At 53.3% G+C, this 25,342-nt stretch carries 21 protein-coding genes; 3 read left to right on the top strand and 18 right to left on the bottom strand.

Annotation, left to right across the window (positions count from 1 at the left end; all coding sequences use genetic code 11):
- Window positions 1-89: 89 nt before the first annotated feature.
- The 6 genes from lldD to KUE00_RS19875 all read right to left on the bottom strand — a co-directional run bounded on the left by lldD (window position 90) and on the right by KUE00_RS19875 (window position 9,545).
- A complete protein-coding gene (lldD, locus tag KUE00_RS19900) occupies window positions 90-1,226 on the bottom strand; it encodes an FMN-dependent L-lactate dehydrogenase LldD (RefSeq protein ID WP_246761848.1) in 1,137 nt (378 codons plus the stop codon).
- A gap of 164 nt (window positions 1,227-1,390) precedes the next feature.
- Window positions 1,391-2,068 carry a respiratory nitrate reductase subunit gamma gene (gene narI, locus KUE00_RS19895; protein ID WP_246761846.1) on the bottom strand — a complete coding sequence of 226 codons (678 nt, stop codon included), beginning with the start codon at window positions 2,066-2,068 and terminating at the stop codon, window positions 1,391-1,393.
- A complete protein-coding gene (narJ, locus tag KUE00_RS19890) occupies window positions 2,065-2,790 on the bottom strand; it encodes a nitrate reductase molybdenum cofactor assembly chaperone (protein WP_246761844.1) in 726 nt (241 codons plus the stop codon). The genes narI and narJ overlap by 4 nt, the downstream gene beginning before the upstream one ends.
- Window positions 2,787-4,322: a nitrate reductase subunit beta gene (narH, locus tag KUE00_RS19885; protein WP_246761842.1), complete on the bottom strand. Its 1,536-nt coding sequence runs from the start codon at window positions 4,320-4,322 to the stop codon at window positions 2,787-2,789. Before narH ends, narJ begins: the two co-directional genes overlap by 4 nt.
- Window positions 4,319-8,080: a nitrate reductase subunit alpha gene (locus tag KUE00_RS19880; RefSeq protein ID WP_246761840.1), complete on the bottom strand. Its 3,762-nt coding sequence runs from the start codon at window positions 8,078-8,080 to the stop codon at window positions 4,319-4,321. Before KUE00_RS19880 ends, narH begins: the two co-directional genes overlap by 4 nt.
- 70 nt (window positions 8,081-8,150) lie before the next feature.
- Window positions 8,151-9,545 carry a NarK family nitrate/nitrite MFS transporter gene (locus KUE00_RS19875; RefSeq protein WP_246761839.1) on the bottom strand — a complete coding sequence of 465 codons (1,395 nt, stop codon included), beginning with the start codon at window positions 9,543-9,545 and terminating at the stop codon, window positions 8,151-8,153.
- Window positions 9,546-9,803: 258 nt separating this feature from the next.
- On the opposite strand from KUE00_RS19875, the gene narL reads away from it, so the two are divergent.
- Window positions 9,804-10,499, top strand: a complete 696-nt coding sequence (gene narL / locus KUE00_RS19870; RefSeq protein ID WP_281434693.1) for a two-component system response regulator NarL — start codon at window positions 9,804-9,806, stop codon at window positions 10,497-10,499.
- 268 nt (window positions 10,500-10,767) lie between these two features.
- Window positions 10,768-11,142, top strand: a complete 375-nt coding sequence (gspS, locus tag KUE00_RS19865) for a type II secretion system pilot lipoprotein GspS (RefSeq protein ID WP_246761837.1) — start codon at window positions 10,768-10,770, stop codon at window positions 11,140-11,142.
- Window positions 11,143-11,184: 42 nt separating this feature from the next.
- Here gspS and KUE00_RS19860 read toward each other — a convergent pair whose 3' ends face one another.
- From KUE00_RS19860 to KUE00_RS19805, 12 genes are all read right to left on the bottom strand, one after another.
- Window positions 11,185-11,976, bottom strand: coding sequence for a prepilin peptidase (locus KUE00_RS19860; protein ID WP_246761835.1), 792 nt, complete (start codon window positions 11,974-11,976; stop codon window positions 11,185-11,187).
- On the bottom strand, window positions 11,973-12,371 hold the full coding sequence (gene gspM, locus KUE00_RS19855; RefSeq protein WP_246761917.1) for a type II secretion system protein GspM: 399 nt from the start codon (window positions 12,369-12,371) through the stop codon (window positions 11,973-11,975). The genes KUE00_RS19860 and gspM overlap by 4 nt, the downstream gene beginning before the upstream one ends.
- 64 nt (window positions 12,372-12,435) lie before the next feature.
- Window positions 12,436-13,587 carry a type II secretion system protein GspL gene (gene gspL, locus KUE00_RS19850; RefSeq protein ID WP_246761833.1) on the bottom strand — a complete coding sequence of 384 codons (1,152 nt, stop codon included), beginning with the start codon at window positions 13,585-13,587 and terminating at the stop codon, window positions 12,436-12,438.
- Window positions 13,588-13,601: 14 nt separating this feature from the next.
- Complete coding sequence (gspK, locus tag KUE00_RS19845; RefSeq protein ID WP_246761832.1) at window positions 13,602-14,585, bottom strand: type II secretion system minor pseudopilin GspK; 984 nt, start codon at window positions 14,583-14,585, stop codon at window positions 13,602-13,604.
- A complete protein-coding gene (gspJ, locus tag KUE00_RS19840; protein WP_246761830.1) occupies window positions 14,582-15,172 on the bottom strand; it encodes a type II secretion system minor pseudopilin GspJ in 591 nt (196 codons plus the stop codon). Before gspJ ends, gspK begins: the two co-directional genes overlap by 4 nt.
- The gene (gene gspI / locus KUE00_RS19835; RefSeq protein ID WP_246761828.1) at window positions 15,169-15,531 is read right to left on the bottom strand and encodes a type II secretion system minor pseudopilin GspI; all 363 of its coding nucleotides are present in this window, start codon (window positions 15,529-15,531) and stop codon (window positions 15,169-15,171) included. The genes gspJ and gspI overlap by 4 nt, the downstream gene beginning before the upstream one ends.
- Window positions 15,528-16,073, bottom strand: a complete 546-nt coding sequence (locus KUE00_RS19830; RefSeq protein WP_246761826.1) for a prepilin-type N-terminal cleavage/methylation domain-containing protein — start codon at window positions 16,071-16,073, stop codon at window positions 15,528-15,530. The genes gspI and KUE00_RS19830 overlap by 4 nt, the downstream gene beginning before the upstream one ends.
- Window positions 16,066-16,512, bottom strand: a complete 447-nt coding sequence (gene gspG, locus KUE00_RS19825) for a type II secretion system major pseudopilin GspG (RefSeq protein WP_414148196.1) — start codon at window positions 16,510-16,512, stop codon at window positions 16,066-16,068. Before gspG ends, KUE00_RS19830 begins: the two co-directional genes overlap by 8 nt.
- Before the next feature lie 2 nt (window positions 16,513-16,514).
- Window positions 16,515-17,720 carry a type II secretion system inner membrane protein GspF gene (gspF, locus tag KUE00_RS19820; protein ID WP_246761825.1) on the bottom strand — a complete coding sequence of 402 codons (1,206 nt, stop codon included), beginning with the start codon at window positions 17,718-17,720 and terminating at the stop codon, window positions 16,515-16,517.
- 2 nt (window positions 17,721-17,722) lie between these two features.
- Complete coding sequence (gspE, locus tag KUE00_RS19815; protein WP_246761823.1) at window positions 17,723-19,177, bottom strand: type II secretion system ATPase GspE; 1,455 nt, start codon at window positions 19,175-19,177, stop codon at window positions 17,723-17,725.
- Window positions 19,174-21,129, bottom strand: coding sequence for a type II secretion system secretin GspD (gene gspD / locus KUE00_RS19810; RefSeq protein ID WP_246761821.1), 1,956 nt, complete (start codon window positions 21,127-21,129; stop codon window positions 19,174-19,176). The genes gspE and gspD overlap by 4 nt, the downstream gene beginning before the upstream one ends.
- 32 nt (window positions 21,130-21,161) lie before the next feature.
- On the bottom strand, window positions 21,162-21,638 hold the full coding sequence (locus tag KUE00_RS19805) for a type II secretion system protein N (protein ID WP_246761819.1): 477 nt from the start codon (window positions 21,636-21,638) through the stop codon (window positions 21,162-21,164).
- Window positions 21,639-22,584: 946 nt separating this feature from the next.
- On the opposite strand from KUE00_RS19805, the gene mutS reads away from it, so the two are divergent.
- On the top strand, window positions 22,585-25,140 hold the full coding sequence (gene mutS / locus KUE00_RS19800; protein WP_246761817.1) for a DNA mismatch repair protein MutS: 2,556 nt from the start codon (window positions 22,585-22,587) through the stop codon (window positions 25,138-25,140).
- The last annotated feature ends 202 nt before the right edge of the window (window positions 25,141-25,342 follow it).

Raw genomic sequence — 25,342 nt, 5'->3', positions numbered from 1 at the left:
AAAAAGCCATTTTATGCATGGCTAAAGCTGGCGGTATTAACGTTATGATTTGTCGGCGAAGCAGCTTAAACGCCCGCCGACAGCCAGCCCTACAACGCGACCAGTGAATCCCGGTTAATCTCAGCTATCGATTTTGCGCCGGTTAACGTCATCGCCACGCGCATCTCCTTTTCCATCAGCGATAGCAGATTTTCCACGCCCGCCTCGCCCGCCGCCGCCAGCGCATAAATAAAGGCCCTGCCCAGCAGCACGCTGTCTGCGCCCAGCGCAATCATCCGCACCACGTCCAGACCGGTACGAATACCTGAATCCGCCAGGATTTTGATATCGCCTTTCACCGCATCGGCAATAGCAGGCAACGCGCGTGCCGTCGACAGTACGCCATCAAGCTGTCTACCACCGTGGTTGGATATCACAATCCCGTCGGCACCAAAGCTGACCGCGTCTTTCGCATCCTGCGGATCCAGAATGCCTTTAATGATCATCGGCCCTTGCCAGAACTCCCGGATCCACTCCAGATCTTTCCACGAGATCGACGGATCGAAATTTGCGCCCAGCCAGCCAATATAGTCTTCCAGCGTGGTGGGATGACCGCGATAAGCAGAGACGTTCCCCAAATCGTGTGGTTTGCCGTTCAGGCCGACATCCCATGCCCAATGCGGATGCATCATTGCCTGAATAATGCGTCGCGCTGCGGCGTTCGGGCCGCTCATACCGGAGTGTGCATCACGATAGCGCGCGCCGGGAACCGGCATATCTACGGTAAACACCAGCGTGGTGACGCCCGCCGCTCTGGCGCGTTCCAGCGCGTTACGCATAAAGCCACGATCTTTCAGCACGTAAAGCTGGAACCACATTGGGCGCTGGATAGCTGGCGCAACCTCTTCAATCGGGCAGACGGAAACCGTAGAAAGCGTAAAAGGGATGCCCTTTTTTTCCGCTGCGCGAGCCGCCTGTACTTCACCGCGTCTGGCATACATACCGGTCAGCCCTACCGGTGCAAGAATGACCGGCATCGCCAACTTTTCATCAAACAGCGTGGTTTCCAGACTCAGCTCGGACATGTTGTTCAGCACACGCTGGCGCAGTGCGATGTCGGCCAGATCGGCGGTATTGCGCTTTAGCGTGTGCTCGCTATAGGCCCCGCCATCGATATAGTGGAATAAAAAAGGCGGCAGCCTGCGCTGCGCTGCCTTGCGATAGTCCGTTGATGCAGAAATGATCATCAGCTCTCCTGCCCTGTTAAAACGCTGGCTCCATAATGAGCAAAAAAAGAGCCGCGACGGCGGCTCGTAATAACAGGCAGTGTAGTAGAGGAGAAAAGCGGATACGCTGAGCAACGTCTCAACATAACGTTAACAACTTGCGTATCGCCCTTTTTGCAAAAAAATCAACGCCGATTACGTACCAGCTGATAGCGACGGGTCAGATATTCCAGCGGCACGCTCCAGATATGCACCAGGCGGCAGAATGGAAACAGAAGAAACAGCGTCATGCCCAGCACCATATGGATGCGGTAGATCAGCGCAACGCCTGCCAGATGCTGAGATGCGCCGCCGTGGAAGGTTACTATGGCCTGCGCCCAGCCTACCAGCTTCATCATTTCGCTGCCGTCCATATGCTGTGCGGAGAAAAGAATGGTCAGCAGACCCAGCGCAGCCTGCGCCACCAGCAGCGTCAGAATCAAAATATCGCCCGTGCTGCTGGTTGCCCTGACGCGTGGATTAAGCAGGCGGCGCTTCAGCAGCAGCCCGCCGCCCACCAGCGTCATTAAACCGCAAAGGCCACCGGCAACCATTGCCAGCTTCTGCTTGGCGGCAATCGGCAAAAAGGACTCGTACATCCAGTGCGGCGTCAGCAGGCCAACAAAATGGCCGAAAAAAATCCCGATAATGCCGATATGAAACAGATTAGAGGCAAGCCGCATGCCTTTTTTATCCAGCATCTGGCTGGAGCCGGCGCGCCAGCTGTACTGGCCATAGTCATAGCGTAGCCAGCTGCCGATTAAAAAGACGCTGCCCGCCAGGTATGGATAAATATCGAAAAAGAAACCCGTCAAAAAATTCATGATGAATGTCCCGTGGATGTTGTTATCGCCGCCACGTCCAGATACTGCGGCGTCACCGCGTCGGCAAAACGCCGTTGATGCGCTGCCTGCTGTGCCGAAGCGCAGCCCTGCTCGCCGAGAAACTTGATCTGCTCTTCTTCCCACACGGCATCCAGCGCCGCAGGCGTATCGTCGCGGGCTTCTTTGCCTACCCGGGGTTTAAGGTCTTCCGCCGCCAGTCCGGATTCGGCCAGCGCCAGCAGCAGGTCAAACAGCTCACCGTAGCGGCTCTGGCGCTGATGCAGCCTGGCGGCCAGCAAGGCCAGAATCGGCGCGATATCCGCAAGGCCGGATCGCGCGCGCGCAGCGTCCAGGCTGGCAAGATATTCCAGATAGAGCGGCAGAAAATCGGGCAGCTCTTTTGCCGTTAGCTCCAGCCCGTCGGCCCGATATTGATCCAGCAGATCGACCATCGCCTGGCCACGATCTCGCGATTCACCATGAACGTGCTCAAACAGCAGCAGCGAGGTAGCACGACCGCGATCGAACAGTTCGCAGTAGTCGGCCTGCCTGTCCAGCAGCGGGCTGGCGCACAGCGTGGTGATGAACTGAGACAGACGCGTCCGTTGTGCAGTAGTCAACTCGCTGGCTTTTTCCAGCGCCGTAATCAGCTCGGCCTGATGCGTAAACAGCGCTTCGTCCGGATAGTCCAGCAGCCGGGCAAGTATATTTAAAGCGATCATTGCGGCTTCTCCGACTTGTTGCCGATATCAATAGCGTCAATACGGCGGCTGTTAAACAGGTTAAATGTGCCATCGCTGCCCCGGCAGCCATCGCCAAAGCTGAAACCGCAGCCTTTGCTTTCAGGAAAAGCCTCGCGCGCAAGCTCACGATGGCTGGAAGGCACGACAAAGCGATCTTCATAATTAGCGATAGCCAGATAGCGGTACATCTCCTGCGCCTGCGCTTCGCTCAGGCCAACCTCTTCCAGCGCGCGGGTATCCTTCTCGTTATCAACGGTTTCCGCACGCTTGTAGTGACGCATCGCCAGCATCCTTTTCAGCGCCAGTAACACCGGCTCGGTATCGCCAGCGGTCAGCAGATTCGCCAGGTACTGCACGGGGATGCGCAGGCTTTCTACATCCGGCAATATGCCGTTGTGCGCCAGCTTGCCCGCATCCGCCGCGCTTTGAATCGGCGACAGCGGTGGCACATACCAGACCATCGGCAGCGTACGGTATTCCGGGTGCAGCGGTAGCGCCAGCTTCCACTCCATCGCCATTTTGTAGACCGGCGAACGCTGCGCGGCGTCGATTACGCTTTGCGGAATGCCTTCTTTTAACGCTTCGGCGATAACCTGCGGATCGTCAGGGTCAAGGAAGATCTCCCTCTGGCTCTGGTAGAGATCCTGCTCGTGTTCGGTTGAGGCCGCCTGGGCGATGCGATCCGCGTCATACAGCAGCACGCCAAGATAGCGAATGCGACCCACGCAGGTTTCCGAGCAGACCGTCGGCTGGCCCGCTTCGATGCGCGGATAGCAGAAAATACATTTCTCCGACTTACCGCTTTTCCAGTTGAAGTAAATTTTTTTATAAGGGCAGCCGGTCAGGCACATGCGCCAGCCGCGGCACTTGTCCTGGTCGATCAGCACAATGCCGTCTTCGCCACGTTTGTAGATCGCGCCGCTTGGGCAGGTGGCGACGCAGGCGGGATTGAGGCAGTGTTCGCACAGCCGCGGCAGATAGGCCATAAAAGTGTGCTCAAACTGGCCGTACATCTCTTTCTGCATCCGATCGAAATTTTTATCCTGCGAACGCTTAGAAAATTCGCCGCCCAGAATCTCTTCCCAGTTCGGGCCATTCTCGATTTTCTGCATGCGCTGGCCGGTGATCAGCGAGCGTGGCCGCGCGACTGGCTGATGTTTGCCGGCGGGCGCGTTATGCAGATGCTGATAGTCGTAGTCGAACGGCTCGTAGTAATCATCCAGCCCCGGCACGTCAGGGTTGGCGAAGATTTTCGACAGCAGTCCAACGCGATTACCCATGCGCGGCACCAGCCTGCCGTTGATTTTACGGATCCAGCCGCCCCGCCATTTTCCTTGATCTTCCCAGGCGTGCGGATAGCCGACGCCCGGTTTGCTTTCGACATTGTTAAACCAGGCGTATTCCATGCCTTCACGGCTGGTCCAGACGTTTTTACAGGTTACGGAACAGGTATGGCAGCCGATACATTTATCCAGATTCAGCACCATGCCGACCTGCGAGCGAATTTTCATGGTTTGATCTCCTGCTGGCTGCCCTGGCGGCTGTCGTTGCCTTCATCGTCTAACCAGTTGACGTTATTCATTTTGCGCACCACCACGAACTCATCGCGGTTGGAGCCTACGGTGCCGTAATAGTTGAAACCGTAGGAGAGCTGCGCATAGCCGCCGATCATGTGGGTTGGTTTAGGGCAGGCGCGGGTAACGGAGTTATGAATGCCGCCGCGCTGGCCGGTGATTTCCGAACCGGGAATATTTACGATGCGTTCCTGCGCGTGATACATCATGGTCATCCCGGCGGGAATACGCTGGCTAACGACCGCGCGAGCGGTCAGCGAGCCGTTGGCGTTAAAGGCTTCTATCCAGTCGTTATCCGCAATACCCAGCTCGCGGGCGTCCTCTTCGCTCATCCAGACGATGGGTCCGCCGCGCGACAGCGTCAGCATCAGCAAATTGTCGCTATAGGTAGAGTGAATGCCCCACTTCTGGTGCGGCGTCAGGAAATTCAGCGCTTTCTCCGGATTACCGTTCGGCTTCTGGTTGAGCAAAGGCTTAGCCGCGCGGGTATCAATCGGCGGACGATAAACCAGCAGGCTTTCGCCAAAGGCGCGCATCCACTCGTGATCCTGATAAAGCTGCTGGCGTCCGCTGAGCGTACGCCACGGGATTAGCTCGTGAACATTGGTGTAGCAGGCGTTATAGGAGACGTGCTCGTCTTCCAGTCCTGACCAGGTTGGGCTGGAGATGATTTTGCGCGGCTGCGCCTGGATATCCCGAAAACGGATCTTTTCATCTTCTTTGTTTAACGCCAGATGGCTATGGTCGCGTCCGGTGATTTCGCTCAGCGCCTGCCAGGCTTTTACCGCTACCTGACCGTTGGTTTCCGGCGCCAGCGACAGGATCACTTCGGCGGCATCAATGGCGCTGTCGATGTTAGGACGGCCCGCCGCTGGCCCTTCGGCCTTGACGTAGTTCAGCTCTTTAAGGAAATCGACCTCTTTTTGCGTGTTCCAGCTGATGCCTTTGCCGCCGTTGCCCAGCTTGTCCAGCAGTGGGCCAAGCGAGGTAAAGCGCTCCCAGGTGGCCGGATAGTCACGCTCGACTGCGATAAGATGCGGCGCGGTTTTGCCCGGAATCAGATCGCATTCGCCCTTTTTCCACTCTGCGACGTCAAAAGCCTGCGCCAGCTCTGCCGGAGAGTCGTGCTGTACCGGCAGCGTGACCACGTCGGTTTCCACGCCCAGGTGGCCGGGGCAAAGTTCCGAAAAGGCTTTGGCGATGCCTTTATAGATTTCCCAGTCGCTTTTGGCTTCCCAGGCCGGATCGACCGCCGCCGACAGCGGATGAATAAACGGATGCATATCCGAGGTATTCATATCGTCCTTTTCGTACCAGGTAGCGGTCGGCAGCACGATATCGGAATAGAGACAGGTGCTCGACAGGCGGAAATCCAGCGTGACGACCAGATCCAGCTTGCCTTCACCGCCCTGCTCCTGCCATTCCACTTCTTCCGGCCTTACGCCGCCCTGCGCGCCTAAATCTTTGCCCTGAATACCGTGTTCCGTACCCAGTAAATATTTGAGCATGTACTCATGGCCTTTGCCGGATGAGCCAAGCAGGTTTGAGCGCCAGACAAACATATTACGCGGGAAGTTCTGCGGATTGTCCGGCTGTTCAGCGGCAAAGCGCAGCGTTCCTTCTTTCAGGCTCTGTACGGTAAAATCCACCGGCGAAAGGCCAGCGGCTTTAGCCTGTGCGGCAATGTTCAGCGGGTTGCTGTTTAGCTGTGGGGCGGAAGGTAACCAGCCCATCCGCTCGGAACGTACGTTAAAATCGATCAGGCTGCCGCCGTAGCGCTTTTTATCCGCCAGCGGAGAAAGCAGTTCACTGGTCTGCACGGTTTCATAGCGCCACTGGCTGGAGTGGTTATAAAAGAACGAGGTGCTGTTCATATGGCGCGGCGGACGCTGCCAGTCAAGGGCAAACGCCAGCGGCGTCCAGCCGGTTTGCGGCCGCAGTTTTTCCTGACCGACGTAGTGCGCCCAGCCGCCGCCGCTCTGCCCGACGCAGCCGCAGAAGACCAGCATATTAATTAATCCACGGTAGTTCATATCCATGTGATACCAGTGGTTCATCCCAGCCCCGACGATAATCATCGAGCGGCCGCGCGTTTTCTCCGCGTTTTCGGCAAATTCACGGGCAAGGCGAATAATGTTTTGCCGGGAGACGCCGGTAATCTGTTCGGCCCAGGCAGGGCTGTAGGCTTTGACTTCATCATAGCTGCGGGCGCAGTTGTCATCTTCCAGGCCGCGATCCAGCCCGTAATTGGCCAGCGTCAGATCGTAAACGCTGGTGACCAGCGCTTCGCTACCGTCCGCCAGCTGCAATCTTTTTACCGGTAGCTTGTGCAGCAGGATTTCGTCCAGCGTCACGCTGTTGAAGTTTTCACTCTCCGTGCCGCCAAAGTAGGGAAAGCCGACGTCGACTACCGCATCATGGCTGTGCAACAGGCTAAGCTGTAGCGTCACTTCCTGCTGCGTTCCGCCTTCGCGCTGCTCCAGATTCCATTTGCCTTTTTCGCCCCAGCGATAGCCGATAGATCCTTGTGGTGCCACCAGCTCGCCGCTGGTCTGGTCGATAGCGATGGTTTTCCACTGCGGATTATTTTCCTGGCCAAGGTTATCAATCAGATCGCTGGCGCGCAGCTGACGGCCAGCGGCGTAATAACCCCCTTCGCGCGGCTCCAGCAGTACCAGCATTGGCATATCGGTGTAGCTGCGGACATAGTCGCGGAAGTAGCCTACCTCGCGGTCAAGGTGAAACTCTTGCAGGATGACGTGACCCAGCGCGAGCGCCAGCGCGCTATCGGTACCCTGTTTGGGATTGAGCCACTGGTCGCATAGCTTGGCGACTTCGGCATAATCTGGCGTGATGGCGACAGTTTTGGTGCCTTTATAGCGTACTTCGGTAAAGAAATGCGCATCCGGCGTGCGCGTCTGCGGCACGTTAGAGCCCCAGGCGATAATGTAAGAGGAGTTATACCAGTCGGCCGACTCCGGCACGTCGGTCTGTTCGCCCCAGGTCATTGGCGAAGCGGGCGGCAGATCGCAATACCAGTCGTAGAAGCTCAGGCAGACGCCGCCAATCAGTGACAGATAGCGCGCGCCAGCGGCATAGGAAACCATCGACATCGCCGGGATCGGCGAAAAGCCAACGATGCGATCGGGGCCGAAGGTTTTTGCCGTATAAATATTGGCGGCGGCAATCAGCTCGTTAACCTCCTGCCAGCTGGAGCGAACAAAACCGCCGCGGCCGCGCGCGATCTTATAGCTTTTCGCTTTTTCAGGATCGCTAACGATCGATCCCCAGGCCGCCACGGGATCCTGATGGGCCACTTTCGCCTCGCGCCACAGCTGCAACAGCTTTTTGCGCATTAGCGGATATTTCAGGCGGTTGGCGCTGTAAAGGTACCAGGAATAGCTGGCACCACGCGGACAGCCGCGCGGTTCATGGTTGGGTAAATCCGGACGCGTGCGCGGATAGTCGGTCTGCTGCGTTTCCCAGGTTACCAGACCGTTTTTGACGTAAATTTTCCAGCTACAGGAGCCGGTACAGTTTACGCCATGGGTCGAGCGCACGATTTTGTCGTGCTGCCAGCGGCTACGGTAGCCCTCTTCCCAGTCGCGATTGGTGTTGAGTGTCTGACCGTGCTGGCCAGAAAAAGGCTCCGCTAACTGTTTAAAGTAGCGAAACCGATCGAGAAATTTGCTCATCCGGAAAACTCCTGAAGGCTTTAGGGTGACATTGCTTAAGCGGCGCAGGGACGTAGCCTGCGCGCGTTTATCAGAATCGGTTTTTGCGGCCGTATACCAGCCAGGTTACGCCGATGCATACCAGATAAAAGGCGAGGAAAATTTTCATCGCGCCCGTTGGCGTGCCCAGCATGGACAGAGAAAGCCCAAAGGTCTGCGGGATAAAAAATCCGCCCAGTGCGCCAATTGCAGAAATAAAACCCAGTGCGGCAGACGTTTCGGTAACGGCTTCACGCTGTGCATCTTCTGCGCTTTTACCTGCTGCGGCGCTTTTTTCCAGCGTCAGTTTGCGGAAGATGACGGCAATCATCTGGTAGGTTGAACCGCTACCCAGCCCCGCCGTTAAAAACAGCCCCATAAAGACGCCGAAGAAGGCCACAAACGAGCCGGCCCTGCTGGCATCGGGCAGCGTCAGAAACAGCAGCGCGGCGAAAATAGCCATCAGCACAAAGTTGATTAGCGTGACCCGCACGCCGCCAAAACGATCGGAAATCATTCCGCCTGCGGAACGTGCCAGCGCGCCCAGCAGCGGGCCGAGAAAGGCAAACTGTAAGATGCTGACATCGGGAAACTGCGTTTTTGCCAGCATGGCAAATCCCGCCGAAAAGCCGATAAAGGAGCCGAAGGTCGCCAGATAGAGCAGTGCCATAATCCACAGATGGCCGCGCTTCAGTACCGGTAGCTGTTCGCTCAGCGAGGATTTCGCCGCCGCCAGATCGTTCATGCCAAACCACGCTGCCAGCGTGGCGACAGCCAGAAACGGCACCCAGATCCAGGCCGCATTTTCCAGCCAGATAGTCTCACCGCTGGCCAGCGTCTGCGCTTCACCGCCAAACAGGCTAAAAATGCCGAAGGAAACCGCCAGCGGCGCGACAAACTGCATCACGCTGACGCCCAGGTTGCCCAGACCGCCGTTAATACCCAGCGCGCCGCCCTGCTGTGCTTTGGGGAAAAAGAAGCTGATGTTGCCCATGCTGGAGGCAAAGTTTGCTCCGGCAAAGCCACACAGCAGCGCAATAAGCGTGAAAGTGGTAAAGGAGGTGCTGGTATCCTGAACGGCAAAGCCCAGCCATACGCAGGGAACCAGTAGAATGCCGGTGCTAAAGGCCGTCCAGCGCCGTCCGCCAAAAAGTGGGATAACAAAGGAGTAAGGAATACGCAGCAGCGCGCCGGAAACCGACGGCAGCGCCGTCAGCAAAAAGAGCTGATCGGTAGTAAAAGTAAAGCCGACCTTATTTAAATTTACCGTTACCGCGCTGAACAGCATCCAGACGCAAAACGCCAGCAACAGGCAGAAAACGGAAATCCACAGGTTACGGCTGGCGATACGTTTTCCATGCTGCTGCCAGAACTCGCTGTTCTCCGGCTGCCACGTCTGGATTACCGCGCTGTTTTGCCTGGGTTGAAGTGGGACAAGCTGCGACATAATATTCTCCGGGTTAATCGTGCGCATTCTGCGTAACGCGTCTCCGGGCCAGGTTGACTTAAATCAACGAGGATGCAGGTCATTTCCACCCGACGGGCCTGTTTCAGCCCGGTATGAGTAGCCTGGGAATCCTGTAAATACTTTTATTTTTCAAGTAATTAATATTTAGATTATCGTCCTGCTTACCGGCTCCTTCGCGCGGCAAAAATAAAGAGTTACTCCCTTAGTGGTATAGGGTTAGCATGGCTAATCGGTAAAATGCGGTGTCATTGGGTAATTTGTCGCCGCCGCCTGTTCAGGAAAACCAGAGTGAAAGAAGAGAAAGCCACCATCCTGCTGATTGACGATCATCCCATGCTGCGCAATGGCGTTAAGCAGCTGATTGAGCTGGACGAACGTTTACAGGTAGTAGGCGAAGCCAGCGACGGCGCGCAGGGCGTCATGCTGGCAGAACAGCACGATCCGGACCTTATCCTGCTGGATTTAAATATGCCCGGCATGAACGGGCTGGATACGCTGTTACAGCTGCGCACCGTCGATCTCTCCGGCCGCATTGTGGTTTTTAGCGTTTCTAATCACGAAGACGATGTCGTCAATGCGCTGAAGCGAGGGGCCGACGGTTATCTGCTAAAAGATATGGAACCGGAAGCGTTGCTAAAAGCGCTACATCAGGCCGCCGCCGGACAGATGGTGCTGAGTGAAAAATTGACCAATGTGTTGGTAACCAGCCTGCGCGAAGCACGCCCGGCTGAAGCGCGAGATATTGAGCAGCTGACTCGTCGTGAGCGCGATATCCTGAAGCTGATTACGCTGGGTATGACCAATAAAGCCATTGCCCGCAAGCTCTCCATTACGGAAAGCACGGTCAAGGTCCATGTAAAACACCTGTTGAAAAAGATGAAATTAAAATCGCGGGTAGAGGCGGCGGTCTGGGCTTTGCAGAATGGTTATTAATATCGTTTTCATTCATTGCTATTTCGGAGCGAATGATAAAAGAATAGCACGGCGGATTGATAAATATTTTTCTGGCACGCAACATAAAAACAATCATTATTTAATATCAGCTTATTTAACTTTCCTTGAGTATTCCTGGTTGCATTTTATGTCGTTCACCCGCTATTGAAAATAATAAGGAAAGCGCTATTATTCCCTGCCGAATAAATATCTTATTTTAAATAAATCGATAATTTTTTATTAGCGACGTAACGCCAATGGGAACTACATGAAAAAAAATTCTTTTATCCACCGGGTTATTATTGCCTTCTCACTTACTTTTATTATGACAGGCTGTCACCATTCCCGCGTCAATGCTCCAATAGCCACCGAGCAGGTTGAACAGCTTGCCTCGCTGATTGCAGGCGGCAGCTATTTGCGGCAACAATGTGCACAAACAACCTTACCGGATGAACAAGCCCTGACGGCAAGAGCGCTTGGGCTGGCAGAAAAAAGAGGCTGGAATACCCGTGCCGCAGAGTATAAGTCGCTCAATCTCATCAGTATGAAAAAACAACAGCTGATCGATGAAGATCCCCGGTTAACCGAGGAAAAATGCCGGAAGCTGGCAGATTCGCTGCTGCCGTTTATTAGCGGTCAATAACCAGCCTGACTATATGACCGGTACGAATAGCCGTACCGGCGCTCAGAACGGGGAAAAGTAAAAAGCCAGCCCCGCCGCCGCCAGAAAAGGCCCAAAGGGGATTTCACGCGTTAGCTTTTTATTACTCACCAGCCGGGCAAACACTGCCGCGATAAGACCAAGGCTGGCAGCCAGCAATAAAATCCCTGGCAGCATCGCCCAGCCAAACCAGGCACCCAGCGCGGCCAGCAGCTTAAAATCACCGTAGCCCAGCCCTTCGCGCCCGGTTATCCCATAAAACAGCCAGTACAGCAGCCAGAGCGCCACATAGCCTGCAACAGCACCGTAAACCGCATCAGCAAGGGTCGGAAAAGACGCTGGTGCCAGCGCATGAAACAGCAGCCCTACCCATAAAAAAGGGAGCGTCAGCATATCGGGCAACATTTTTGTTCTGAGATCAATCAGGGTTAACGGCAGCAGAAAACCACAGAACAGCAGCGAAAAAAAAGCCTCGGTGAGATCCTGTTTTAAATATGACAGCAGCAGAGCCAATAACGTAAAAAATAGCTCTACCAGCAAATAGCGGATGCTTATTTTTTTGCTGCACCAGCCGCATCTCCCTTTTAAAAGCAACCAGCTTAGTAGCGGAAGAGTGTGATACCAGTTCAGCGTCTGGCAACAGGCAGGACAATGCGAGCGCGGTAAGAAAAGGTTATAGCGCAGGTTATTTTCCTGCGCAATCATCAGGGGAACGCGGTAAATAACCACATTGATAAAGCTCCCCGCAACAGCGCCCGTTAAAGCGAAGAAAAGATGCAGTAGCCATTGCGGTTGAGCGTGCCACCAGAGACTCATTGCTCTCTTTCCCTCAGGATAACTTCAGCCGTTTCATTTTTAAGGCTGAAGCTAAATTTATCGACCAGGATCTGCTGCTGCGTCTCCAGCTGATTAAGCCACGTTACCACTGAATAAAGATCTGGCGTGGTTATAAACAGAATAAAACGGCGATCGGGCCGCTCCTGCCATTCATTGATGCTGATATTATCGGGAAGCGTATTCTGTACACGCTCTGTCAGGGTGTTATCCGCTTTTACTTTTTCCGCCTGGCCTGCTGCTGCCAGTTCTCGTTCGTGCTGTTGTAGCCAGATTAACTGCCGCTGCGCTACCGTCAGCCGCTTCTGAGCCTGTAGCCGATAAGCGTTTAAGTTATCAAGGACAAGCACCTTTCCTCCCGCCAGCAAAATTATCATAGCCAGTACCGCTATTAAGATTTTTTCACGCCGGTTGCGGCAACGCCATGCGCCCACTATTTTATTAACCTTCATCATTTACTCGTCGAATTATCAGCCGGACTCGCTTTCTTTTCTGTGGCTCCGCTTGCACCAGCAATCCTTCAACGGCATACCCACTGGCCAGCCCGGGCAGGTCAGGTTGCGTATCGGCAAGGGTAAAAGTCAGGGTTTGCTGTTCGCTGTCCCACGTCAGGGCTTCGGTTTGCCCCTGATGGATTTGCGCCAGCAGCGGATAGCTTTTTTCCAGCATGGCGTGTAGACCATAAGACGACGCTGCCGAGGAACGGCTCAGCTTCTGCTCCAGCCATGCTCGTAACGGCACGCGTTCAGGCAAGGAAGAAAAGTGGCTTCCTGCCTGCTGGCGGGCCTGGTTTTCCAGCTGACTGGCCTGCCGCATAGCAGAGTAAGCTTCAAAAAAAGGCAGTCCTGCCAGTAGCAGTGCCGATACAGCGGAACCGATAATCAGTGCTTTAAAGCCTGCCAGGCGCGTCAGCGCGGGCCTGGGCTGAAACTCGCTGGTTAAAAAAGAGTGTTCGGGTAAGAGAGGGGTGTCAAAAAGTACCGAAGCCGTGCAAACAGGGGCTGCTTCCCAGCCTGCAATAGCAGGAACCGGCGCGCTGAAACAGCGGACCGGCGCTGTGTTCTGCGTCTTATCCCATAACAAAGCCAGGTACGTTTCGCTGGCACAAAGGCCTTTTGTCGGGCCATACCTTACCAGCCACTCCTCGCCCAGCTTTATCGCGGCATGACAGGGAAGCGCCAGCACGTCCGGGTAGACGGCATCAGGCGTTATACCAGCCTGACGCAGACGCTCCAGCCACCGGGCAAAAAGCTGTTTCTCCACCGCCGCGACACTGTACTGGCCGTTATCGCGGCCAAGAATAACGCCATGCAGGGATTCAGCCTCGCTCAGCAGTTCGCTTTCAATTTGCCAGATTAACGTCTGTAACGAAGGTTTTTTCAGATTCGCCGCGGCTATATCGCAAAACAATAGCCGGCTGGAGGGCATCAGGAAAATAACTTTGTTTTCTCTGAATAGTCTTTTTGGCAAAACGATATCATCCAGACTGCCTGCAAAATAGTCTCCCTGAGGCGAACGGTAGAACCATAAAAAAGCAGCATCATGCTGGTGGCCTGCACGAATAATAATAATGCCCTGGGATGCTTTTATCATTTAAACCCGCCCGCTTATTCACTTATACCGTATTGACGTTTGATAACCGTAAAGCCACTGTCCGAGCGCTTTATCCAGCTGCGTAAGGGCCAGGCTGACGTATCGCGCTGCTCTATTTTCAACTCGAAATAGTCGCTGTTGAATGACAGGTGTTCCTTTATTCTGTTCAGCGCAGTTACACTATCTTCAGGCAGGCCGGCATTTTTTAACGCCTCCAGCGAATGCCAACCTTTTTGCGGACGCGCAGCGAGCCAGCGGTCTAACTCTTGCTGGGTTAAAGCCGTTCCCAGCAGCGCGGAAACAAAAGGAAGGTCTTTCTTTGTTAATCCATTGACGCTAATTTTTAGCCGGGTATCCGGTAATACGCACAGCATGCCGGAGAGAGCACGCCATTGCTTTGGGCTGATGACTCGCGCCTGACGCAGCTCGGTAATGTCAGCCATCATCCTCCCGGTTTTTCGGCTGTTGTCCTGAATATAATCAACAATGGCCTTTGCCTCCTCTTCTTTGCTGCCGGTATTTTGCAGCAGGCGTATAAAGACCTGCTCTGCATAATTCTTTGCTGTCGCGTTATCGTTTTCCTGCATCGTGCTGGCTGGCTGATCAAAGCTACTGTCTGCAACCTCATCAGCATCCACGGAATTATGTTCTTGCTGCGGCGCAGTTTTTTTACCCTCATCAAACATGGCGTTGAGATTAAAGCAGGTCTGGAGGTCGCGAAAATTAATATTAAAAATGTGTCCGTCCAGTTTCAGGAATGACATTTTCCCTGTATTTTTCGGCCGCAACACGGATGCCGATAACGCCTCTGAATAGTGATGAATAATTACCGACTCCGCGCCCAACACTGCCCACTTATCCTGCATGCGAGAATGTAAATTGCCGCTACGGCTGAAGGCCTGTAGCCAGTATTGTTGAGTAGCGGTGACCAGCGCGGCCATAATCGCAATCATCATCAGCACCATAATCAACGCCATTCCGTGCTGCCTGCTTTTCATTCGCTCTCCGTGAGTAAAATCAGATGTTTTAACGTCCCGGAACGTAGCTTCAGGGTAATTTCAATGGCTTCAGGTAAGGCCGTGGTGGAGAGCCAGCGATTCAGCCAGACTTTTTTGGCAAAAAAACGTATCTGAAACGCGCTTACGTCTGCAAGGATGCGCTTTTCTTGCATATCAGCCGTCTCATCCTGAAAAGGCGCGCTGGCGCGTAATAAATTACCGTCCACCGTTCGCCATCTGACCCACTCCAGCGAAGCGCGGGAAAGTTGGCCGCCGGGATTAAATTTACCTGTCCGTAAAAGCGTTACGCTGCTGTTTTCCTGCGTTTGCTGGAGATAGCGTATTTCCGGATGCAGGTCGTTATCATGCTGCGCATTGATTGGGCGAGCGACCGCATGGGAAAAATCCCGTTCCAGCAGGAAAATAGCTCTTTGCAGAGCACTGAAGTTGGCACTTTTTATTTTTATTTGCTCGCCAGTACGTAATGTTCCCTGGAGCAGCATTACCCCCGATAAGCTAACCAGAGAAAAAATCATTAGCGCCACCATCATTTCAAGCAGGGTAAATCCTCGCTGCATGCTTCTCATTTTTTTACCAGCCAGGTTTTTAAAGAATAAAGGTTGTCCTCATGCCTTTCGTCAGCAGAAACATCAATTTGCAGCAGGTATACGTTTTTATAACTCGTTGCCTGTATCCGCCACCATCTGTAAAAGCTCTTCTCCCCCACCTGAAACTTTTCAGGTTGGCTCGTTCCTTCCGGCAGCGTTTTGCTTAATTTAATATTAATGGCCAGATCCTCCGCCCCCCATGCCGCCAGCTGTTTTTGCTGTAGCCGCTCAAGATTTCTGACTTTTTCCGCGCCGCTATTAAGTAACGTTATCCCTGCCAGCGCTAAAATCGCCATTGCAAACAGAACTTCTAATAGCGTCATTCCTTTGCATTTCATAGAGCGTTCTCTGCAAAAGGAATAAAAGCCATACTGCCGTTATGAATAGTTATCCTTCCTGTTAATTTTCCTTTAGCATAAATACCCAGCGTAAAATCAATGATTTCACCGTCAGGAAAAAAAATTAGCTGCGGCGGCTGCGTATTGTTTTCCATCGCCTGAAGCTCGAAGGATTTATTCTCAATCCTGAGCGATAAACGCATGTGCTGCGGCAAAGAGAACATCGGATATTTTTTCATTAGCCTGGCCTGATGCCAGTAATAGCCGGGCCAGCTTTTACTGGCTTCTCCATGAAGAGCCTGGCGATTTAATACCTTAAGTTGCAGGCCATTGGTAAACACAGCAAGCGCGTAGATTTTATTTTCCAGCTCCGCGCGCTCGGCTACCTGGCGAATGGACCAGGCAAGCCTCTCGCCTTGCTGCCGCGAATTGTCGGCCGGTGCCCGACTGACCACCAGCGTCGCCAGCCCCGCAAGGATCACCATCACCAGCATTATTTCTAATAAGGTAAAACCCTTTATGCCAGCGGCACCGTTATTCATCCAGCGTCCAGTTATTAATACTCTCTTTCCCTTCCACACCCTGAGGGCCAAACGAGTAAATATCTACCGCGCCGCGATCGCCAGGGCTTTTTAACTGATACGGATTGCCCCAGGGATCTTTCGGTAGGCGGCGAATATAGCCGTCATGACGATAATTGCGTGGCACCGGAGCAATAACCGGTTTTTTAACCAGCGCATTTAAACCCTGCTCCGTCGTGGGATAGACGTTATTATCAAGCTTGTACATCTCCAGTGCATTTTCGAGCGTCACAATATCGCTGATCGCTTTTTGCCTGTCCGCCTTATCTTTATTCCCCATCAGGCTGGGCAGCATCAGGCTGGCTAACACGCCTAAAATAACCACAACGATCATCACTTCAAGCAGCGTAAAGCCGCGCTCATGCTTTCTTTTTATTTCCATCATTTTTCCTGTTTCCATGTTTATCCTGCAAGGCTATTCATTTGCATAATAGGTTGCAAAATGGCCAGCACGATAAAAAAGACCATGCCTGCCATAACGATAATTAATAAGGGTGTAAACAGACTGACCATAGTGGTGATTTGATTCATAAACGTTTCCTGCTGAATATCAGCGGCGCGGCCAAGCATATTATCCAGCTCTCCGCTACGTTCTCCTGAAGCAATCATATGGCGCATCATGGGTGAAAAAAGACCGCTCTTTGTTAACGCGTGCGACAGCTCGGCGCCTTCGCGGACTCGCTCCTGTGCGCGAATCAGCTCCTGACGTGCATGGCTGTTGTTAACAACTAAAGCACTTATCTGCATGGCTTCCAGTAAAGGCACCGCGCTGGCGCTGAGTATGCTTAACGTTTTGGCGTAGTGGGCTATATTCAGGTTAAGCGATACTTTCCCGCACGCGGGTAAGGTTAAAAAGAAGCGGTCAAACTGCCGCCGATAGCGCGGTTTTTTTAACAGATATCTGACGAGCAGCGTAAAGAGAACAATCATCATCAACATCGCTATTCCCCACGTTGCTAACCCTTCGCTTATCGCCAGCAAAATACGCGTGGTAACGGGAAGCTCCGCTTTTAAGTAGATAAACTGCTCGACAACTTTGGGAACGACCGAGGTTAATAATATGACGATGACGGCAATGGCGATCAGCGTCAGCAGTAGCGGATAGAGCAAAGCCTGCAAAAGCTTACTCTTGATTTTCTGGCTTTGTTCGGTGTGGTCAGCCAGACGCGTCAGAACCAGCGCTAATTTTCCCGATGACTCGCCTGCCGCCACCACGGCGCGATAGAGCCTGCTGAAGGTTTTTTTATAGCCGCCTAATGCTTCAGAAAAAGCGCGCCCTTCCAGTACCTGCTGGCGTAGCTGCTGGACAACCTTTTGCTGCGCCGTTTTTTCGCACTGTTGCGCTATCGTCTGCAAAGCATCTTCCAGCGGTAACGCTGCACTCAGTAATGTGGCCAGCTGCCGGGTAAAAATCACCAGATCGTTACCGCGCATAGGGTGTTTGCCAGGGAAAAACGGCAGAGCGGAAGCTTCATCCGACTGTTTTATCGCCGTGACCTGCAGGTTTTTCTCCAGCAGGCTCTGGCAAGCGAGCCGTCGGGAAGGTGCATCAATCCAGCCGCGCTGCTTCTTTCCCTGGCGATCAACCGCACTGTAACGAAATCTCATCTTCAATCCTGCCTTGTAACCCTGACCACTTCTTCAAGCGAAGTATGACCAGCCAGCACCTTTTGCCAGCCGTCGTGGCGAATCGAAGTGGTATTGCGGCGCACGATCTGTTCCAGCTCCGTTTCAGTTTGCAGCCGGGTTATCGCCTGGCGAAGCGGCGTATCGACCAGAATCAGCTCATGGATACCTGTTCTGCCACGGTAGCCGCTGTGGTTACAGGCTTCACAACCGGTCGGCTGGTAAATTTGCTGCTTATCTCCTTGTAGTTCGAAACCGAAGCTACGCGCCTGGGCAGGCGTTAGGGTGATCGGCCTGCGGCAGGCCACGCATAATGTTCTGACCAGACGCTGTGCCAGCACGCCAGTCAGCGAACTGGCCAGCAGAAAAGGCTCGACGTCCATGTCGCGCAGGCGTCCGATAGCGCCAATTGCGCTATTAGTGTGTAAAGTAGAGAGCACCAGATGCCCGGTAAGCGAAGCCTGCACGGCTATCTGCGCCGTTTCCGTATCGCGGATTTCGCCAATCATCACCACGTCCGGATCCTGACGTAAAATCGCCCTTAAACCTGCGGCGAAGGTCATTTTTACCTTGGTATTGACCTGAGTTTGCCCTATTCCTTCCAGCTCATACTCAATCGGATCCTCAACCGTCATGATATTCCGCTCCTGGCTATTAATTTGGCTGAGAGCGGCATACAGCGTGGTGCTTTTGCCGGACCCTGTCGGCCCGGTAACCAAAATGATGCCGTGAGGATGACGTAGTAATTCCGCCATGCTTTCGCGCTGCGCCTCGGCCATTCCTAACCGCGCAAGATCCAGCTGCACGGCATTTTTATCCAGAAGACGCATAACTAACCGCTCGCCGTAGCGCGACGGGAGTGTCGAAAGACGCACGTCAATGGCACGCCCCCCGATACGTAGTGCAATACGCCCATCCTGCGGCAGACGTTTCTCCGCAATATCCAGCCGGGCCATGACTTTGATTCTGGAAATCAGCACGGCGGCCAGCTGACGAGGCGGCGACAGTACGGGACGCAGCACGCCGTCTACGCGAAAACGGATCAGCAGATTGTGCTGGTAAGGCTCAACATGGATATCCGACGCGCCCTCTTTTATCGCTTCTGCCAGCATGGCGTTAATAAAGCGAATAATGGGCGCATCATCATCACAGTCGAGCAGATCTTCATCCTGAGGTAGCGCTTCAGCCAGTTCAAAAAGGTTGGCCTCGTTGCCGAGCGTTTCGATCATTTGTCGCGCCTGGGAAGCATCCTGCTGATAGGCTTCGATAACGTACTGCGTAAAAGCCTCGGCCGATAGCGGCTGCATGGTGCAGCCTGACGTCACGCGTAGCGCCTCTCGTATAGCCTGCAGGCTGGCATCTGGCCGAAAATAGAGGCAGTCGTTTTTAGTGAACACGCCCGCTTTTTGTACCCAGGTAAAGGAAAACATCTCGCTCATCGCGGTTGCCCGGCATAGAAAGCATTTATCTGGTCAAGGACGTTATTTAATCCACCGTGCTCGCCTGATAAATTAAGCTCGCGGTCGACGGAGCTTTTCATATCGGCCCGGGCGATATCTTTCATCTTGTACCGATCGAATTTCCCACGGGATTGTTGACTAACGCGCGTGAAATCTTCCTCCTGGCGAATAATCGTCGGGCGGATAAAAAGCATCAGGTTTCGTTTCGTTACCTTGTGGGTTGTCGTACCGAACAGATATTTCAACAGAGGAATACGTCCCAGTAGAGGCACGTTGCTTTCAGTATTGCTGTTGCTGGTATCCAGCAGGCCGCCTACTACTACGGTTTTTCCTGTTCCGATCAGAACGGCATTTTTTACTACGCGCGTATCGAACGTCGGGCCAAGCTCGCTATTGACGCCGGTTTCAGAGACGCTGGAGACCTCCTGTTCGATATTCATCATCACAGCATCGCCCTGGTTGATTTGCGGCGTAACTTTTAACTTAATACCGACGCTTTTCCGTTCTACCGAGTTATAAACATTGTCGCCCGAAGTGGTTTGCGAACCGGTTAATACCGGCACTTCCTGACCGACGGTAAATTCCGCTTCAACATTGTCCAGCGTAACGATGCTCGGTGTTGCCAGGATATTATTTTTACTGTTGGTCTTTAGCGCGTTAAGTAAGCCGGACCAGTTGCCGCTATAAAAACCGGTTGCCAGTCCTGTTGCGCCTGAAAGCGCGTTAACCATGCCTTTTTCCGGCAGTGTCGTAACGGAACCGCCCGCAGAAGGGAAATTAGTGCCGCCCGCACGATTGTTCATCCACTGGATGCCAAAGTTTAATCCTTCTGCATCAGAGACTTCGGCAATGATTGCTTCAACTAAAACCTGCGCACGCCGGATATCGAGCCTGGCGATAACTTTTTCTATATCGCGTAATACAGGCTGCGGCGCGCTTATAATCAATGCGTTAGTTTGAGCATCGGCTTTAATCGTGGTGCCGTTGTTTGAAATCGTATTAATTTCCAGCGCGGCACTCTCACTGGGCGTGTTTGATTTTTCATTAATCACGCCGGTAAGCACCTTTAGCAGATTCTCTGCCTTCGCATATTTAAGATAAATAACGCGGGTGTTTCCTGCCTCAACGCTGCCCCGGTTCTGATCCAGCCTTTTTAAGGTGGCAACCATGCGTTTAGTCGCCTGTTTATCACCGGTAACCAATACGGAATTGGTTCTTTCATCCGCGACAACCGTGACGTAAACACGATCGCCTGCGCCCCCGTCGGTTTTGCCCTGTAATGAAGCCGACATACGCGCAACCTCACTCGCCGAGGCATTCTCAAGATGAAGCGTTTCCACGGCAAAACTTGCATCTTCATCAAGACGCTTAACGATAGAAACCAGCTGATTGATAACAGATGCACGTCCGGTCATCAGTACCGTGTTGGACGGGTTGTAGTGAATAATACTGCCTTCTGCGGCATTGTGAAGCTGGCGTAACAGCGGCGCCAGCTCTCTGCCTGATACGTGATGTAAAGAGACCATGCGGGCAATAACTTCATCTCCAACCGGCACCTTTCCGTCCAGCACCAGCGGCACGCCGGCTGCCCTGGCATTTTGCTCAGGAATTACTTTGATAACGTTTTCTGCTGTGGAGACAGCAGAAAAACCATAAACGTTCAGCACGCTCAGGAAGAATTGATAGTACTGTTCACTATCCATCTCCTCATAACTTTTTACGCTTATCGTGCCCTGCACCGAAGGTTCGATAATGATAGTTTTGTTGAGATTTTTACTGACGGTGTTAATAAACTCGCGAATATCCGCATTTTGAAAGCTTGCTGAAAATCCCTCAGCGACTGCCTGACCCGGCACGACTAAAACCAGTATTAATGCCCAGCCTGCAGCCGGAAAAAAACCAGAAAATCTTTTTAAAGCATTACAGAACATTCGGAATACCTTCTTTGATAAACAGGCACAACCTACCGCCACTCATCTTTATTAATTTGTAAAGATTCATAATAGCCATTGTTATCAATAATCACCTTGTCAGAGAAAATCCTGATTATTTTCTGGTTGTTGTTTTCTAAATGGTCAAAACACGTATAGCTTCGCTGGATACCGTTCATCTCAATAATAGCGATCGATTTTTGACAATCGCTACCGGCCAGCGTACCCGTTAGCTTTATCGCGTTTTCTGCCAGAGGCGCATTCATTAAAACACCATCCGGCAGCGGATCGGGTCCGACCGCCCATTCATCAGACAATACATTTTTTTTGTTTTTGAACAAGGGTAAGTCGGTTAACGCAAGCTGGCTTGATGCTTCATCTTTTTTAAACGGAATGACGCCAGATGTTATCTTCTTGTCAGGGCTTTTATTATACAAAGTAACACCTGTCGCAGATAAGACTAACAGCGTAATCATCATCATAAAAAGATTAAGGCCGCGTTTACTCACCAAACATCCTTTAATTATAATTCATTAACAGGCATGCGATAAAAAGAAGCTCGTTGCGCCTATTTTTTTCACAAAATTAATAAAAACTGGTTTTCTTCTCGTAAATCTTTTTCAAATACTATAACTGTATCGCCACCGGGTGTTCCGGCATTGTGGGCTATCGTTATATCATCGCCTGTGCTGACAGTCGAATTAATTTTCACCTCTGCTGCATCGGTTATTATGGATGAGTAATTACCTCCCTCATCTTATATCCCGAACTTATCCCCCTTCCAGACGAATAATGATGCGGCACTTACCGTTGTAAATCGCCTGCAGCAGCGTTATCGTGATGCCGTTTTTATCACGCTAATGCTGGACAGGTAACTTTAACAATCGCTAATTTACAAAAAATAAAATCGCATTAAATTAATTTAATAGCCTTAATTAATAATAAATTAAAAAACCGTTAAACCGGCTCATTCGCGTGCCGTGCGTGCGGTCTGTTTATTAAAGGATTCAGGGCCATTATCCCTATCGCCTGCGGTACCACAATGTCTGTTTCACGTAGCGCAATGAAGCATGACGGGATATCCTCGGTTGGCTGCGATCCTGTCGAGTACACGAACGACTCACCGGGCTGGCAGATTCAGGCCCGTGTCGATCGATAACAGCGTTCCCGCCATCATCCGATCTCGTTGTTTCGAGCACGCTCGAAGAAAGGGCCTGTCACGCTGGTTTTCCTGCCATAAAGACTCCGTTATCATATTCGCTACGTACTCGTGAAAGGAAGTGTGGGTTGTGGCACGCAAAGCTGCTTTTTTCCCCTCTACATGTTTGGCAAGCGACACTTTTGCCTGCAGGAAAATGTAGGATTTCATGAGATCCAGCGAGACAACGTGAGAAAAATGATAACCATAACATCACTTAACTCTCTACTATTTATGATAATGGACATCTCAACACTATGAGTACATTAGAAAATATCGGTTCGCACACCCCAATGATGCAGCAGTACCTGCGTCTGAAAGCCGAGCACCCGGAAATCCTGCTGTTCTATCGGATGGGCGATTTTTATGAGCTCTTCTATGACGATGCCAAACGCGCTTCTCAGCTGCTGGAAATTTCGTTAACTAAACGCGGCGCCTCCGCTGGCGAGCCGATTCCTATGGCTGGCGTGCCTTACCATGCGGTAGAGAACTATCTTGCTAAGCTGGTGCAGCTTGGCGAATCGGTGGCCATCTGCGAGCAAATTGGCGATCCGGCGCTGAGTAAAGGCCCGGTAGAACGCAAAGTTGTGCGTATCGTGACGCCAGGTACCATCAGCGACGAAGCGTTATTGCAGGAGCGCCAGGACAATCTGCTGGCCGCTATCTGGCAGGGACCACGCGGTTTTGGTTACGCCACGCTGGATATCAGCTCGGGCCGCTTCCGGCTGGCCGAACCGACCGACCTGGAAACGATGGCAGCGGAACTCCAGCGCACCAATCCGGCCGAGCTGCTTTATCCGGAAGATTTTGCCGCTATGCAGCTGATTGAGAACCGTCGCGGCCTGCGCCGCCGTCCACAGTGGGAGTATGAAGTGGATACCGCCCGACAGCAGCTTACGCTGCAGTTCGGCACGCGCGACCTGAACGGTTTTGGCGTTGAACAGGCGCAGTTTGCGCTACGTGCAGCAGGCTGCCTGCTGCAGTATGTTAAAGATACCCAGCGCACCTCGCTGCCACATATCCGCTCGCTGACGATGGAGCGCCAGCAGGACGGCATCATTATGGATGCCGCAACGCGCCGCAATCTGGAAATTACGCAGAATCTGGCAGGCGGTATCGACAATACGCTGGCGTCGGTGCTGGACAGAACCGTGACGCCAATGGGCAGCCGCATGCTGAAGCGCTGGCTGCATATGCCAATCCGCGATACGAAAACGCTGACCGATCGCCAGCAAAGTATCGGCGCGCTGCAGGATTTCTCTGCCGAGGTGGCACCACTGTTGCGCCAGGTGGGCGATCTTGAGCGTATTCTGGCACGCCTGGCGCTGCGCACCGCTCGTCCGCGCGACCTGGCCAGAATGCGTCACGCTTTTCAGCAGCTTCCTGAACTGGATGCGCTGTTAGTCGACAGCGATATCCCGCATCTGCAAACGCTGCGTAAGCAGATGGGCCAGTTTGACGAGCTGCGCGAGCTGCTGGAGAAAGCCATTATCGAAACGCCGCCGGTGCTGGTACGCGACGGCGGCGTGATTGCGCCTGGCTATCACGAAGAGCTGGACGAATGGCGCGCGCTGGCCGATGGCGCGACGGACTATCTGGACAGGCTGGAAATCCGCGAGCGCGAGAAGCTGGGGCTGGATACGCTGAAGGTCGGCTTCAACGCCGTCCACGGCTACTATATCCAGGTCAGCCGTGGGCAGAGCCATCTGGTGCCGATCAACTACGTGCGCCGCCAGACGCTGAAAAATGCCGAACGCTATATCATCCCCGAACTGAAAGAGTATGAAGACAAGGTTCTCACCTCCAAAGGTAAGGCGCTGGCGCTGGAAAAAGCGCTGTATGAACAGCTGTTCGATTTACTGCTGCCGCATCTGGAAGCGTTGCAGATTAGCGCCGCCGCGCTGGCTGAACTGGACGTGCTGGCAAACCTGGCAGAGCGCGCCTGGACCCTGAACTTCAACCGTCCGACGTTTACCGATAAGCCCGGCATTAAGCTGGTCGGCGGCCGTCATCCGGTGGTCGAGCAGGTCTTGAAAGAGCCGTTTATTGCTAACCCGCTGACGCTGTCGCCACAGCGGCGCATGCTGGTGATCACCGGTCCCAATATGGGCGGTAAAAGTACCTATATGCGCCAGGCCGCGCTGATTGCGCTGATGGCCTATATCGGTAGCTATGTACCGGCGGAAGAAGCGGTGCTTGGCCCTGTCGATCGCATCTTTACCCGCGTCGGCGCGGCGGACGATCTGGCTTCTGGTCGCTCCACCTTTATGGTTGAGATGACCGAAACCGCCAATATCCTGCACAACGCCACGGAATACAGCCTGGTGCTGATGGATGAAATTGGTCGCGGCACCTCCACCTACGACGGTCTGTCGCTGGCCTGGGCCTGCGCAGAAAATCTGGCAAACCGCATTAAAGCCATGACGCTGTTCGCCACCCACTATTTTGAGCTGACCACGCTGGAAGAGAAAATGGAGGGCGTGGCCAACGTGCATCTGGACGCGGTTGAGCATGGCGATACCATCGCCTTTATGCACAGCGTGCAGGATGGCGCGGCAAGTAAAAGCTATGGTCTGGCGGTAGCGGCGCTGGCGGGCGTGCCAAAAGAGGTGATCAAACGCGCACGGCAGAAGCTTAAGGAGCTGGAAACCCTGTCAGGCAACGCGGCGTCCGGCAGCGCCGACGGTCCCCAGCTACCGCTGCTGGTTGAGGAGACGTCACCCGCTGTCGAAGCGCTGGAGGCGCTCGATCCCGATTCTCTTTCACCACGCCAGGCGCTGGAGTGGATTTATCGCCTGAAGTCGCTGGTGTAAGCCCTTCTGTTTTGCTAAGGCAGGATAACGGGATAAAAGTGCCGGGCGCTGCGACAGGGATGTCGTGCGCCAGTTTGTCCTTTGCGGAATGGCAACGCGCTGGTTCTTCTCCTGTCTCGCCTGTTTATGGAACCATCCTCACTTCGCTCCCACGTAATGACAGTGATAAAGCGTTAAGGCCCGGCTAACGCCGCGCCGTTTT

Source organism: Erwinia phyllosphaerae, assembly GCF_019132875.1.
GTDB classification, from domain to species: Bacteria; Pseudomonadota; Gammaproteobacteria; order Enterobacterales; family Enterobacteriaceae; genus Erwinia; species Erwinia phyllosphaerae.
This window is presented reverse-complemented; position numbering and strand designations above follow the sequence as displayed.

Excerpts from the sequence above, each read along its gene's own strand:
- lldD (WP_246761848.1), bottom strand. The coding sequence starts at position 1,226 with ATGATCATTTCTGCATCAACGGACTATCGCAAGGCAGCGCAGCGCAGG.
- gspS (WP_246761837.1), top strand. The coding sequence starts at position 10,768 with ATGAAAAAAAATTCTTTTATCCACCGGGTTATTATTGCCTTCTCACTT.
- gspI (WP_246761828.1), bottom strand. The coding sequence starts at position 15,531 with ATGAAATGCAAAGGAATGACGCTATTAGAAGTTCTGTTTGCAATGGCG.
- narH (WP_246761842.1), bottom strand. The coding sequence starts at position 4,322 with ATGAAAATTCGCTCGCAGGTCGGCATGGTGCTGAATCTGGATAAATGT.
- gspK (WP_246761832.1), bottom strand. The coding sequence starts at position 14,585 with ATGAAAAGCAGGCAGCACGGAATGGCGTTGATTATGGTGCTGATGATG.
- narL (WP_281434693.1), top strand. The coding sequence starts at position 9,804 with ATGCGGTGTCATTGGGTAATTTGTCGCCGCCGCCTGTTCAGGAAAACC.
- KUE00_RS19830 (WP_246761826.1), bottom strand. The coding sequence starts at position 16,073 with ATGAATAACGGTGCCGCTGGCATAAAGGGTTTTACCTTATTAGAAATA.
- gspJ (WP_246761830.1), bottom strand. The coding sequence starts at position 15,172 with ATGAGAAGCATGCAGCGAGGATTTACCCTGCTTGAAATGATGGTGGCG.
- narI (WP_246761846.1), bottom strand. The coding sequence starts at position 2,068 with ATGAATTTTTTGACGGGTTTCTTTTTCGATATTTATCCATACCTGGCG.
- KUE00_RS19875 (WP_246761839.1), bottom strand. The coding sequence starts at position 9,545 with ATGTCGCAGCTTGTCCCACTTCAACCCAGGCAAAACAGCGCGGTAATC.
- narJ (WP_246761844.1), bottom strand. The coding sequence starts at position 2,790 with ATGATCGCTTTAAATATACTTGCCCGGCTGCTGGACTATCCGGACGAA.
- gspE (WP_246761823.1), bottom strand. The coding sequence starts at position 19,177 with ATGAGCGAGATGTTTTCCTTTACCTGGGTACAAAAAGCGGGCGTGTTC.
- KUE00_RS19860 (WP_246761835.1), bottom strand. The coding sequence starts at position 11,976 with ATGAGTCTCTGGTGGCACGCTCAACCGCAATGGCTACTGCATCTTTTC.
- gspG (WP_414148196.1), bottom strand. The coding sequence starts at position 16,512 with ATGGAAACAGGAAAAATGATGGAAATAAAAAGAAAGCATGAGCGCGGC.
- gspL (WP_246761833.1), bottom strand. The coding sequence starts at position 13,587 with ATGATAAAAGCATCCCAGGGCATTATTATTATTCGTGCAGGCCACCAG.
- gspM (WP_246761917.1), bottom strand. The coding sequence starts at position 12,371 with ATGATAATTTTGCTGGCGGGAGGAAAGGTGCTTGTCCTTGATAACTTA.
- mutS (WP_246761817.1), top strand. The coding sequence starts at position 22,585 with ATGAGTACATTAGAAAATATCGGTTCGCACACCCCAATGATGCAGCAG.
- gspF (WP_246761825.1), bottom strand. The coding sequence starts at position 17,720 with ATGAGATTTCGTTACAGTGCGGTTGATCGCCAGGGAAAGAAGCAGCGC.
- KUE00_RS19880 (WP_246761840.1), bottom strand. The coding sequence starts at position 8,080 with ATGAGCAAATTTCTCGATCGGTTTCGCTACTTTAAACAGTTAGCGGAG.
- gspD (WP_246761821.1), bottom strand. The coding sequence starts at position 21,129 with ATGTTCTGTAATGCTTTAAAAAGATTTTCTGGTTTTTTTCCGGCTGCA.